The organism is Uliginosibacterium gangwonense DSM 18521, from assembly GCF_000373965.1.
In the GTDB taxonomy this organism is placed as follows: domain Bacteria; phylum Pseudomonadota; class Gammaproteobacteria; order Burkholderiales; family Rhodocyclaceae; genus Uliginosibacterium; species Uliginosibacterium gangwonense.
The window spans coordinates 14,722-27,730 of sequence record NZ_KB892834.1 but is presented as its reverse complement, the minus strand read 5'-3'; the positions used below and the strand labels follow the sequence as shown (position 1 = coordinate 27,730).

The window sequence follows — 13,009 nt, the reverse complement described above, 5'->3', positions numbered from 1 at the left end:
TTTTCGTGGCAACAGGCTAGTTTGCTGATTCCTCATCGTTGTCCAATTTTAAGCTAATTCCTAATTCATTGAGTTCGTCTTTGAATGGCATTATGGGCTCAAACAATACATGGTATGCACGACCAATAGCGCCCGCAAACAAAATCATCTCTGGCTTATTGCTGCCAGCGTCCAAGATGTGAGTGCTTGAAATTCCTGGGTATGGATCAATGTAGTAAATTTTTCTTATTTCAAGTTGATAGGCTTTTTTTGCACATAGTTCACAAGGGCTGGCTGTGGTAAAGAGGCTTCCACCTTTGATAGCTTGGCCGCCGTATTTGACTATTTGAAGAAATGCATTTTCTTCTGCGTGCAATGATCTTGTGTGGATTTTTCCGTCATCATAAACATGCTTAAAGCAAAATGATATATTTCTTCCTTTTAGATTTTCTTCGTTTAGATCGTAAATTAACTTCTGGCGGAATTTATTTGATAACTCATATTTGCTAAACGTTCCGTCGTTTAGAGCACCGCTTATAAGATGTTTGACGTTTCTCATGCTGCATGGGACTTGTCCTTTTGGTACGTCATTCCAACCAACGGATTTTATCGATAGAAATTCATCCGTTACTACTGCACCAACTTGTCGAGAAAGGCATCCTGAGTTTACCTTTGCTGAAAATGCCGATTGCATGCATCGTTCGGTGCTGGTCGGCGTGATGAGTCCTGGGTGTTGAATTAGTGCAATGTACCGACAAATCTGCCTTGTAAGGTTCTCGTATGGCGATGGCGTGAGTGGTTTGGGGTTTGCTATATATACGTCAGCGATCTCTAGACTGCCTCGAATGTTTTGTGAAAAAAATAGATCCTCTTTGCTTGCATTCTTGCCTGGTTTTTCGTCTGGATATTCTTTGTGGTCTAGGTTGTCGATTTGGTCTTTTGTATAATTTTTTAGGGTTAGTCTTTCGCGTCGGTCGGGGTCGGGTGTTGTGATTGCAAAGACAAAAAAAGATGCGATTTTTTCCCTTAAGTATCTAATTTCATAGGGGTGTCGTAGTGCGTCAATGGCAAAATGTTTTTCTTGGTTCTTAAAATAATTTATACATTCAAAGATAAATTCAGGTATCCCCATGGTGTTGCTTTTTCTTAAGCAATCACCTAACTGTTGAAATAGTTCGGTTGCAGTTCTTTTTGTGCTTAGTGTTCTTTGTATGTCCTCATAGATGACTGGAAGCTGTTTAAATATAAAATCTTCTGTATCTTGTCTTTTGTTTGGGTCTTTTTGTTTAATATTGTTTCTTATGTCTTTGTAAACACATAAGTTTGGCAAGATTTTATTTTTGTAGTACTCCTTGAATTCGTCGGTTATAAGCGAAGAAATTTTTGGATTTTCTGTTGCCAGTATCTTTTTGTTGAGTGATAAGAGGCATATTAGGTGAGCGACTTGTATTTGTTTAAATGGAGTCCAGTTGCTTTTGCACCAGTTTGATATTATTTGATCTTTTCTGTCTTCAAGGCTTTGGGGCGGAAATGTGGGGTGCGGATATTGCAGTTCTTCAAATTTCTCTTTCAGGAGAATTTCCTTTGCGACGGTCGTGCATCCGCTCCCTGTTCTGCCTGTTAGTCCGATGACGATCAGATCATTTTTTAGTTGGTAAAGCTGATGAATTGCTTCTGAGTGATTGTTTGGCATGGCTACCCCTGAATTTTCTTTATTCGCTGGAGTAGAAGATTACTTGTGGATGGAATTTCTCAGAAATTCATATGCCCTTTTGGGCTTAAGTGCTGCATTGCACTAGATCGCTTGTCGCTCGCAATTACGCAGCATTCAGCGTTTCGGTAGTTGCTTGACGCCAAGTAGGGGATTGCGCTTGGTATCAGTCGAATTCGTGCAAATCCGCTGTTTGAGTAGCTGGGGAATGGGTGCTGAGGTGAGGTGTATTGGTGCAAGTACGGCAGGAAGAGTTCCTTGCCGTACTATCATAGAGTTTGACGCGTTCTATGCCTTGAAATACTCCCGATACCACTTCACGAAGCGGGAGACGCCTTCGGTGATGGGGGTGCCGGGGGCGAAGCCGGTCCAGGCGGTGAGGGCGCTGACGTCTGAGTAGGTGGCGGGTACGTCGCCCGGTTGCAGGGGCAGCAGGTTCTTTTCTGCCTTGATGCCCAAGGCATTTTCAATGGCTTCGATGAAAGCCATCAACTCCACCGGGCCTTGATTGCCGATGTTGAAAACACGGTAAGGCGCGCGGGAGGTGCCGGGGTTGGGCGCTTGCGGGTCGAATTGAGCATCGGGTTCGGCGGGGCGATCCAGGGTGCGGATCACGCCTTCCACAATGTCATCAATATAGGTGAAGTCGCGCTGCATCTTGCCGTGGTTGAACACGTTGATGGGGCGGCCTTCGAGCATGGCCTTGGTGAAGAGGAAGAGCGCCATGTCCGGGCGACCCCAGGGACCGTACACCGTGAAGAAGCGCAGCCCGGTGGTGGGCAGACCGTACAGGTGGCTGTAGGTGTGCGCCATCAGTTCGTTGGCCTTTTTGGTGGCGGCATACAGGCTCACCGGGTGGTCGACGCTGTCATGCTCGGCAAAGGGCATCTTCTCGTTGCCGCCATACACGCTGGAGCTGGAGGCGTAGACCAAATGCTTGACCTTGTTATGCCGACAGCCTTCCAGAATGTTCACAAAGCCGACGATGTTTGAATCCACATAGGCATGCGGATTCTGGATGGAGTAGCGCACCCCTGCCTGAGCAGCGAGGTTGATGACCTTGTCAAACTTCTCTTCTGCGAAGAGCTTTTCGATGCCGGGGCGGTCGGCAATGTCCATTTCCACAAAGCGGAAATTCTTGTAAGCCTGCAGGCGGGCCAGACGGTCGCGCTTGATCTGCGGGTCGTAATAGTCGTTCAGGTTATCCAGGCCGACCACTTCGTCGCCACGCCCGAGCAGCACGAGGGAAGAGTGCATGCCGATGAATCCGGCTGCGCCGGTGACCAGAATTTTCATGAGGAAGTCTCGCTATGCAGTAATAAGTATTCAGGGCTGCTTGCGCCCCAGTTCAATGGTTTTTGCATATTTTGAAAAGCTGTTGAAGCAGCCGATCAGAATATGGATCAGCCCTGGCACACCGTCCAGAATGCCACCGCGCAGAAGGTAGAACTTGATGAAGCGGAAAATCGGGCTCAGGAGCAGCTTGGAGGCCGAAATCTGCGCCCCCTCGGCAGCCAGTGCCTGGGCGGCGAGGGTGGTGTAACGGTTCTGCTTGGTCAGGTAGCTCTCGATGCTGTCTTCAGAATGATGCAGCAAGTCACCTGTCAGGCGGCTGACGCGGCCCAGGGTGATGACCTTTTCATGGACCACGTCGTCCGTCCAGCGGGAGTGGCGGCGGTCGTAGAGGCGCAGCGAGTAATCCGGGTAGCCTTCGCCGTGGCGCAGGTAGCGGCCCAGGAAGCGGTTGCGGCGCGGGAATTCGTAAGCCGGGTCGGTGGGTTGGGTCAAGGCTTGCTCAATGCTTTCGCGCAGCTCGGGCGAGACGATCTCATCCGAGTCGATGCATAGCACCCAGTCGTGGCGGGCGGCATCCACTGCAAATTGCTTCTGCGGGCCAAAGCCACGCCAGGGTTCGCTGATGACGCGGGCGCCGAACTCTTCGAGCAGGGCGACGGTGCCATCGGTGCTGCCGGAGTCCACGGCGACGATCTCGTCGCAGAAGCGTAGCGATTCCAGCGTGGCGCGCAGTGGCCCCACACAGTTGAAGGTGATCAGGACGGCAGATAAAGGCAGGCGAGCAGGCATGGGCAGGGGCGGGTACAATTCGGCTGCCTATATTCTAAGCCAGTCACGCCATTTCGCCTTCATGCGTTCGATTCTTCTTATCAAAACAAGCTCTTTGGGCGATGTGATCCACAACCTGCCCGTGGTCAGCGACCTGCGCCGCATCTGGCCGGAGGTGGCCATCGACTGGGTGGTGGAGGAGGGCTTTGCCGCCTTGCCCCGCCTGCATCCGGGCGTGCGCGAGGTGATCCCCGTGGCGGTCCGTCGCTGGCGCAAGAAGCTGGCGCAGGGCGGAACCTGGCGGGAATTGCGCGGTTTTGTGCGCACGCTGCGGCAGACGCATTACGATCTGGTGATCGACACCCAGGGCTTGGTCAAGAGTGCCTTGATCACCCGCATGGCGCAGGGCTTGCGCTGTGGCTATTCGGCCGAGGTGGCGCGGGAGCGCTGGGCGGCCTGGGCCTATGATTGCCGCTACACCATTCCGACGAACGCGCATGCCGTTGAGCGCAACCGCTGGCTGGCAGCGGCTGCGGCCGAGTATTCGCTGGAACAATTGCCCTTGCGCTACGGCATCCACGCCCGCGTGGCGGCACCTGATTGGCTGCCTGCGGCGCCATTCTGCGTGCTGCTCAGCGCCACCAGTCGGGACGACAAGCTGTGGCCGGAAGCGCATTGGGTGGAACTGGGGCGCAGCTTGCATGCGCAAGGGCTGCACGTAGTGCTGCCGGCCGGCTCCCCGCGTGAGCGCGAGCGTGCAGAGCGCATCGCTGCGGCGATCCCTGAAGCGCTGGCGGCCCCCGCCTCTGATCTGGATACCCTGACGGCCATGCTGGAAGCTGCGCGGGCCGTGGTGGGCGTGGATACGGGGCTCACCCATCTCGCCGCCGCCCTGGGGCGCCCGGTGGTGGCGCTGTATGTGGCGACTGATCCGGGCCTGACCGGCGTGCATGCCGGGCCACTGGCGATCAACCTGGGGGGCAAGGGACAGGTGCCCCCGCCGGAAGAAGTCCTTAACCGTTTGCAAGGGCTCTTGGCCCGGGAGAAAGTTTGATGTTTGCCCGCCTGCTCTATTCCCTGCTCTGGCATCTGATTTTGCCGCTGGTCGGTTTGCGCCTGCTCTGGCGTGCGCGACGCCAGCCGGAATACCTCCAGCATGTGGGCGAACGTTTCGGCGCTGCGCCAAGCTTTGGGGGGGAGCCCGTGATCTGGTTGCATGCCGTTTCGGTAGGCGAGACGCGTGCGACGCAACCCCTGGTCAAGGCCATCTTGGCGCGTTACCCGGCACACCGCATTCTGCTGACCCATATGACGCCTACGGGCCGGGCGACTGCGCAGGAACTCTATGGCCGTGAATCTCGCGTGAGTAGCTGTTACCTGCCTTACGACTTGCCGTGGGCGGTGCGTCGTTTTTTACGCCGGGTTCGCCCCAACCTGGGCATTGTCATGGAAACCGAGGTCTGGCCGAATTTGCTTGTCGCAGCGAAGCAGCAGGGTATTCCGATGGTATTGGCTAATGCGCGACTTTCCGAACGTTCGGCACGCGGCTATCTGCGCTTGGGTGGGCTGGCCCAGGCTACCTTTGCTGCGTTCTCTGCGGTGCTGGCGCAAACCGCCGACCATGCCAAACGATTGGAGGCATGCGGGGCCAAAGCGCCCCAGGTGCTGGGCAATGTGAAATTCGACGTGACGGTCGACCCCGCCAAGCTTGCGCTGGGCAAAGAATTCCGCGCCATGGTGGGCACACGCCCGGTGATTCTGGCGGCCAGTACCCGCGAAGGCGAGGAAGGCCCCTTGCTGTCGGCATTCGGCCAGCATGCCCCGGCAGATGCCCTGCTGGTGTTGGTGCCGCGCCATCCGCAGCGGTTCGACGAAGTGGCGGCACTCATTACCATGCAGGGCTTTACGATGGCCCGGCGGAGCGAGGGGCTGAACATGCTGCCGCAAACCCAGGTCTGGCTGGGAGACAGCATGGGCGAGATGCATGCCTATTGCCAGATGGCTGATGTTGCTGTCATTGGTGGTTGCTGGTTGCCGCTAGGGGGGCAGAGCCTGATCGAGGCCTGCGCCATTGGCATACCGGTGATCCTGGGGCCGCATACCTTCAATTTTGCCGATGCCGCCGAGCAGGCGATTGCCGAAGGGGCTGCGGTGCGCTGCCAAGATCTGAAGGAAGCCATGATTGCGGCTTGGGGGATTCTTGCCGACGCCAAGCGCCGCAAGGCCATGGGGGAGGCTGGCCGAGCCTTTGCGCAAGCCAGCCAAGGGGCGACCGAACGCACCATGGGGGTCTTGGCAGAATTTCTGCATTAGGTGTAGCATAAAAAAGAGCCGATTTCTTCGGCTCACGTCGCTCGGACGGTTCCGGGCGCTTACGTGAAGGAACACCCTCCATGTCCTCTCTGATGGGCAAGCGCCGCTTTGCGCGCATCGATCGCCTCCCCCCCTACGTTTTCAACATCACTGCCGAACTCAAACTGGCTGCCCGCCGTCGTGGTGAAGATATCATCGACATGAGCATGGGTAACCCCGATGGGGCAACGCCACCGCATATCGTGGCCAAGCTGGTAGAGGTGGCGCAGCGCCCGGATACCCACGGCTATTCTGCCTCCAAGGGCATTCCCCGCCTGCGCCGGGCGATTGCGCGTTGGTATCAGGATCGCTACGCGGTGGATATCGACCCGGATTCCGAGGCGATTGTCACCATCGGCTCCAAGGAAGGCTTGGCTCACCTGATGTTGGCCACGCTGGATCGGGGGGACACGGTGCTGGTGCCAGACCCGAGTTATCCCATTCACATTTATGGCGCAGTCATTGCAGGTGCGGATATCCGCTCGGTGCCGCTCACGCCGGATGTGGATTTTTTTGGCGAACTGGAAAAGGCCATTCGGGGCAGCTATCCCAAGCCCAAGATGATGGTGTTCGGCTTCCCCTCCAACCCCACCGCGCAGTGTGTGGAGCTGGATTTCTTTGAGCGGGTGGTGGCGCTGGCCCGCAAGCATGACATCATCGTGGTGCATGATCTGGCTTATGCGGATATAGTATTCGATGGCTGGAAGGCGCCTTCCATCATGCAGGTGCCAGGGGCCAAGGATGTGGCGGTGGAATTCTTCACGCTCTCCAAAAGCTACAACATGGCAGGCTGGCGGATTGGCTTCATGGTCGGCAACCCCGATCTGGTTGCCGCACTCGCACGCATGAAGAGCTATCACGATTACGGCACCTTCACCCCCTTGCAGGTGGCGGCCATTGCCGCGCTGGAAGGCGACCAGCAGTGCGTCAAGGATATCTGCGCGCAATACCAGAGCCGCCGCGATGTGCTCTACAAAGGCTTGTGCGAAGCGGGCTGGGAAGTGGATCTGCCCAAAGCCTCCATGTATATCTGGGCGAAGATTCCGGAACCCTATCGGCATCTGGGCTCGCTGGAATTCGCCAAGCTGCTGCTGGAAAAGGCCAAGGTTTCCGTGTCGCCCGGCGTGGGCTTTGGCGACCATGGCGATGAACATGTGCGCTTTGCGCTGATTGAAAACGAGTCCCGCATCCGGCAGGCGGTGCGCGGGATCAAGCATATGTTCAAGGCGGATGGGCTGGTCAAGGTGCCCAGCGCCTGATTGAGGGCTGATCGCTGTCAAGGCCGTGGGTCCGCAGGATGAGATTGGCCGTTTTGCGCTAAATGTGGGCATTTTGGCGATAGCCGGAAAAGCGCGCTTTCTCTATCCTGCGGGGTATGAATACTTCTTCCCTCACCCTCAAGAACGATAGCGCAGAGCGTACGCAGCGCTATCCACAGCTCAGTTTTGCCCTGGCGACCATCACGCTGGGCGTGATTACCGGTTTTGCTGGCATGGGGCTGGCGCTGCTGCTGCACTGGATTCAGCATCTGGCGTTTGGCTATAGTCTGGATCACGTCATCAGCAGCGAGAGCTTTCTGCATGGCGTGAGCGCCGCATCCCCCATGCGCCGTCTGGCTGCACTCACGGTATGCGGGCTGGTGGCCGGATGCGGCTGGTGGGCCTTGTACCGATTCGGTCGTCCGCTGGTGAGCATCAAGAAGGCTGTGTCCTCAGAAGACCCGACCATGCCTTTCCTGAGTACGCTGGTGCATGCGCTCTTGCAAATCATTACGGTTGCTCTGGGCTCGCCCTTGGGGCGCGAGGTGGCGCCGCGTGAAGTCGGCTCTGCCTTTGCAGGCTGGCTGACACGGGCCACCCCCATGAGTGCCCGCCAGCGCCAGATTCTGGTGGCCTGCGGCGCCGGGGCAGGCTTGGCGGCGGTGTATAACGTGCCGCTGGCAGGTACTCTGTTTACGATGGAAGTGCTGCTTGGCAGCTTTGAGTGGGCGGTTGCAGTCCCCGCAATCGTGACTTCCACGCTTGCTGCGGTGGTCGCTTGGATCGGGCTGGGCAACGAGCATCAATATACGATTCCGCATCTGGAGATCACCGCTTCGCTGGTGGTGTGGGCCGTGGTGTGCGGCCCGCTCTTCGGCGCAGCGGCTTGGGGATTTTCGGAGCTGGCCAAGCGTGTCCGCGCCAACGCGCCCAAGCGCTGGCCCTTGCCGCTGGTGGGCCTGTTCAATTTTGCGCTGATCGGGGTGGTCGCCATTTACCTGCCGCAGATTCCCGGCAATGGCAAAGGTGTGGTGGGTTTGTCTTTTGACAACCAATTGCTGTTCGGGCTGGCGGCGGCCCTGCTGCTGTTCCGTGTGCTTACCACACTCAGCTCATTGTGGGCGGGTGCAGAGGGCGGCCTGCTGACCCCAGGTCTGGCAAACGGCGCCTTGATGGCGGTGCTGCTTGGATGCGTATGGAATATGTTCTGGCCGGGCACGGCAGTGGGCGCATTTGCGATTGTCGGAGCCACTGCATTTCTGGCCTCCTCCATGCAGATGCCATTGACAGCCGTGATGCTCACGTTTGAATTCACCCGTGTGGATCACGACTTTCTGGTGCCAATGCTGCTGGCCGTAGCAGGCTCAGTGCTGGTGTTTCGCGCAATGGGGCGCAAGGCTCCCTGATCGCGTGACACCGGCAGCAATGGGAACAAGTTCTACTGCGGACGGCGGATCATTTGTAGGGCGGATTCGCGGAGCAATCCGCTGTCGCTCCATATTCGTTATGCTTTTTGTATTACGGCGGATTGTCGCTACGCTCCGCTCCGAATCCGCCCCAAAGGCGACGGTCAAGCGATCGGGAAGCGGACGTTCAACGAATGGCGTGAGGAGGCGCCGAAGCGGCGAAGCCGCGAAGGGAACCTGCAACCGCAACTTGCAAGCGGTCCCTCTCGACGAAATTGTTAGCGCGGACGTTGAACATGGTTTTGGAGTAGTTGCTCATAGTCAGCGCGACTGTTGAGGACAATTTTGAAGAAGCCAGGATTGTTAGCAAGCAGTCCTTTTCTAAAGGAGTTCCGCGCGAAGCCATCATATCCGTAGTGATTTGAGCCCCCTTCGGCGAGCGCCAAGCACCAACTTTGGATATCACTTGTTAGTGATAGCAAGTCCTCTCTGGTAAGAGATTTGTCAGTCAACTGGCCGTGGAATATTTTGTTCCGGTAAGTGATTGACTCAACAACTTTAGCCCTGAGCGCTTGGTATCGGTTGCCAACAATTGTTGCAACAGGAACTGATGACAGTGCATCAACTCCTTTTTCGAAGCCTTCGAAGTAAACCCTCTTGTTCAAGGCGAGCGTTTCTCTGAGCATTGAAATATCAGACGCAGAGAAGTGCTGAGACTGAAAGACTAAGTGCGTGAAAATCTTTCTTATTTGACGCTCTGCCTTAATAAGCGCCAATGCGAAAGCATCTACGCCACGCGTTTCCGCCGAGGACGCGACAATGAGCTCAACGGTTAGGAATTCTTCGCTCAAGGACATTTCTCTGGGCGCTAACTTGTTATGGGGCGCAGGTTTGCCGTTGATTACGGTCGCGTGCGCCCTAACATGGCGCGACCGCATGGCGAAGAGCGGCTTGCTGATTGGTTTTACGCGATTCCACTGGATGCATGAACAGAATTAACAGAATCGACAAAAAACCTCACTTTACAGATTTCGGCCCCAGAGCACCGAATGGCCGATTTGGAGTAGCAATCCTGACCGTCTGTTCATGGCTGAACTCAGCCTTTCTTCCATGCTGCATCAATGCGCCATAAGCCGTCAAGGCTCAAAATCGACTCTTTGCGGTCACGCAGAGAATGGGAAAGCGGTCGTTCAGTGTTGAAAATGAACAGCGGTGGAGGGAACCAACTGCGCGGCGACATGGTGCTCGCTTGGCTGATGCACTGTTAGGGATTGGATGCATTGATTGCGGCGGCTACAACGAGGACGAAACAGACTAAAACCATCGCGTTGGCACCCGTACAGAGAAGAGCAACAACACGAGGCCAACCTTTGATCTCAGCGGCGATACGTCCGGACAGGAGAAAGCGCAAGAAGCGGAATTGAGTGTGCCAATTGTCAGGATCTCGGGAGAAAATTTGACTAAACTTCGGTGCTCCTAGCTGTTGATACATATCAGGCGCATGAACCCGTAGACTCCGAAGAACAAATGGAACTGTTGCATAGCTTACGGCCGTTGAGCCAAGAAGTAGCCAAAGGGAAACGGGCGCTGACACAAGAAATCCCTAGCGAGAGTGTAGAAACATGACATTCATACCCAGAGCAGTTTTAAATGGCGGCTTTCGGGACTCATCTGTGAAGGGCTGCTCCTGGCCGAACTCGGTCCTTCCATCCTGCATTAATACGTGCCGATTCGCCAAGGCGCACTCCCTACCCATTTGATGGCGCCTGAGGCGGGGAGGGCTGCTTGGCCTCCAGCTTCAGTGCGGGGTCCAGACAGGCCCAATTGGGTGCGCTGGAGGCCCAGATGTTGACCTGAGGCTGGATGGCGCTCGGGTCATCCAGTGTGCCGATCCGCAGGACGCGGAAATGTGGATTGGCGGCGGAGCCTCCCAGGATATGGCATCCGCATGTTGGGCAGAAGTAGCGCGAAATCTCGTTGCCACTGTCTGCAGGGCTGGTGAAGCTGCTCAGCGTACCGCTGATCGTGATACTGGCAGTGGGAAAGAGCGCATTCGCCGTACCGTTGCCCGATATCTTCTGACAAGTACGGCACCAGCAGATGCGGGATACGACTGGAGCACCCACCACCTTGTAACGCACGGCACCGCACATACAACCACCGGAAAGTTCTTGCATGGACTCCTCCTTGGCGCCTGCTCGTGCGGCGCGGTTTCAAGATGACGGCTTGCCGGGTAATGCAATCAGCATGGTCCGGCAAGCAAACGCTATTGTGGATCAGACCTTGTGATAAACCTCTGCGCCGGTCTTCACGAATTCCACTGATTTCACTTCCATGCCTTTTTTCAGGGCGGCTTCTTCGCTGATGCCTTGTGCGGCGGCGAAGTCGCGTACGTCCTGCGTGATCTTCATTGAGCAGAAATGCGGCCCGCACATCGAGCAGAAGTGAGCGACCTTGGCGCCTTCCTGCGGCAGGGTTTCATCGTGGTAGCTGCGGGCGGTGTCCGGGTCCAGCCCCAGATTGAACTGGTCCTCCCAGCGGAATTCAAAGCGCGCCTTGCTCATGGCATTGTCACGGATCTGGCTCGCCGGGTGGCCCTTGGCGAGGTCGGCGGCATGGGCGGCGATCTTGTAGGCGATGATCCCGGCCTTCACGTCGTCCTTGTTCGGCAGGCCCAAATGCTCCTTCGGGGTGACGTAGCACAGCATGGCACAGCCATACCAGCCGATCTGCGCCGCGCCAATCGCGCTGGTGATGTGGTCGTAGCCGGGGGCAATGTCGGTAGTCAGCGGGCCGAGTGTGTAGAAGGGCGCTTCCTTGCACCACTCCAATTCCAAATCCATATTCTCTTTGATCAATTGCTGCGGCACGTGGCCGGGGCCTTCGATCATGACCTGCACGTCATGCTTCCAGGCGATCTCGGTGAGTTCGCCCAGTGTCTTGAGCTCGCCCAGCTGGGCTTCGTCGTTGGCATCCCAGATGGAACCGGGGCGCAGGCCATCGCCCAGCGAGAAGGCAACGTCATAGGCCTTCATGATTTCGCAGATGTCCTCGAAATGCGTGTAGAGGAAGTTTTCCTTGTGGTGCGCGAGACACCATTTGGCGAGGATCGAGCCGCCCCGGCTGACGATGCCGGTCATGCGGTTGGCGGTCATCGGCACGTAGCGCAGCAATACACCGGCATGGATGGTGAAGTAATCCACGCCCTGTTCGGCTTGCTCGATCAGCGTGTCACGGAAGATTTCCCAGGTCAGGTCTTCGGCCTTGCCGTTAACCTTTTCCAGCGCCTGATAGATGGGCACCGTACCAATGGGCACCGGGCTATTACGCAGAATCCATTCCCGGGTTTCGTGGATGTTCTTGCCGGTGGACAAATCCATCACCGTGTCGCCGCCCCAGCGGATCGACCAGGTGAGCTTGTCCACTTCTTCCTGAATGGAGGAGGACACCGCGCTGTTGCCAATGTTGGCGTTGATCTTGGTGAGGAAGTTGCGACCGATGATCATCGGCTCGGATTCCGGGTGGTTGATGTTCGCCGGGATGATGGCGCGGCCACGGGCTACCTCTTCACGCACGAATTCCGGGGTGATCACATCGGGAATGGCGGCGCCAAAATTCTGCCCCGGATGGCGGCGGCCCATGAAGGCGGCCATCTTCTCGCCATTCGGGCCGGTCGCCTTGAGTGACTCAATATAGGCGGCGCGGTTCAGGTTCTCGCGGATGGCGATGAATTCCATCTCCGGCGTGATGATGCCACGGCGGGCATAGTGCATTTGCGTGACATTGGCCCCGGCCTTGGCACGGCGCGGCTTGCGCTGCAGGTTGAAGCGCAGTTCGTCCAGGCTGTGGTCGCCTTCGCGGGTGCGCCCGTATTCTGAGCTCAGATGGGGCAGCACTTCGCTATCCCCACGCTCTTCGATCCAGGCGGCGCGCAGCGGCGTGAGGCCGGAGCGCACGTCGATCTTCACGCTCGGGTCGGTGTAGGGGCCGGAGCAGTCATAGACGTAGATCGGCGGGTTCTTCTCGCCACCAAAGGCGGTGGGGGTGTCGGCCTGCGTGATCTCACGCATGGGCACGCGGATGTCTGGGCGGGAGCCAGGCAGGAAAACCTTGCGCGAATTGGGCAGGGGAGCGACGGCAGCCTCGTCGACATGGGCACTGGCGGCGTGAAATTGGTCTTTGCTGTTCATGGTGATGCGTCCTCTGTGTGGGGGCGTGACAAGCGGACGGAAGCATCA

At 56.9% G+C, this 13,009-nt stretch carries 10 protein-coding genes; 4 read left to right on the top strand and 6 right to left on the bottom strand.

The window, feature by feature from the left end:
• Positions 1-16: 16 nt before the first annotated feature.
• The 3 genes from B145_RS23820 to B145_RS0100110 form a co-directional block, all read right to left on the bottom strand.
• Positions 17-1,672 (bottom strand): cytidine/deoxycytidylate deaminase family protein, encoded by a 1,656-nt coding sequence (locus B145_RS23820; protein ID WP_018604346.1) that lies wholly within the window; start codon positions 1,670-1,672, stop codon positions 17-19.
• Positions 1,673-1,978: 306 nt separating this feature from the next.
• Positions 1,979-2,986: an NAD-dependent epimerase gene (locus B145_RS0100115; RefSeq protein ID WP_018604345.1), complete on the bottom strand. Its 1,008-nt coding sequence runs from the start codon at positions 2,984-2,986 to the stop codon at positions 1,979-1,981.
• Positions 2,987-3,016: 30 nt separating this feature from the next.
• Positions 3,017-3,793, bottom strand: a complete 777-nt coding sequence (locus tag B145_RS0100110; RefSeq protein ID WP_245541807.1) for a glycosyltransferase family 2 protein — start codon at positions 3,791-3,793, stop codon at positions 3,017-3,019.
• 43 nt (positions 3,794-3,836) lie between these two features.
• On the opposite strand from B145_RS0100110, the gene waaC reads away from it, so the two are divergent.
• From waaC to B145_RS23815, 4 genes are all read left to right on the top strand, one after another.
• The gene (gene waaC / locus B145_RS0100105; RefSeq protein WP_033405962.1) at positions 3,837-4,808 is read left to right on the top strand and encodes a lipopolysaccharide heptosyltransferase I; all 972 of its coding nucleotides are present in this window, start codon (positions 3,837-3,839) and stop codon (positions 4,806-4,808) included.
• Entirely contained in the window at positions 4,808-6,067 is a 1,260-nt protein-coding gene (waaA, locus tag B145_RS0100100) for a lipid IV(A) 3-deoxy-D-manno-octulosonic acid transferase (protein ID WP_018604342.1), read from the top strand. The genes waaC and waaA overlap by 1 nt, the downstream gene beginning before the upstream one ends.
• A gap of 80 nt (positions 6,068-6,147) precedes the next feature.
• Entirely contained in the window at positions 6,148-7,365 is a 1,218-nt protein-coding gene (gene alaC, locus B145_RS0100095; RefSeq protein ID WP_018604341.1) for an alanine transaminase, read from the top strand.
• 116 nt (positions 7,366-7,481) lie between these two features.
• Positions 7,482-8,771, top strand: coding sequence for a chloride channel protein (locus B145_RS23815; RefSeq protein ID WP_018604340.1), 1,290 nt, complete (start codon positions 7,482-7,484; stop codon positions 8,769-8,771).
• Between the two features lie 278 nt (positions 8,772-9,049).
• On the opposite strand, the gene B145_RS0100085 is transcribed toward B145_RS23815, so the two are convergent.
• The 3 genes from B145_RS0100085 to thiC form a co-directional block, all read right to left on the bottom strand.
• Entirely contained in the window at positions 9,050-9,622 is a 573-nt protein-coding gene (locus tag B145_RS0100085; protein WP_157288205.1) for a hypothetical protein, read from the bottom strand.
• Positions 9,623-10,519: 897 nt separating this feature from the next.
• Complete coding sequence (locus B145_RS0100075) at positions 10,520-10,948, bottom strand: GFA family protein (protein ID WP_018604337.1); 429 nt, start codon at positions 10,946-10,948, stop codon at positions 10,520-10,522.
• Positions 10,949-11,047: 99 nt separating this feature from the next.
• The gene (thiC, locus tag B145_RS0100065) at positions 11,048-12,961 is read right to left on the bottom strand and encodes a phosphomethylpyrimidine synthase ThiC (RefSeq protein WP_018604335.1); all 1,914 of its coding nucleotides are present in this window, start codon (positions 12,959-12,961) and stop codon (positions 11,048-11,050) included.
• Between the last annotated feature and the right edge of the window lie 48 nt (positions 12,962-13,009).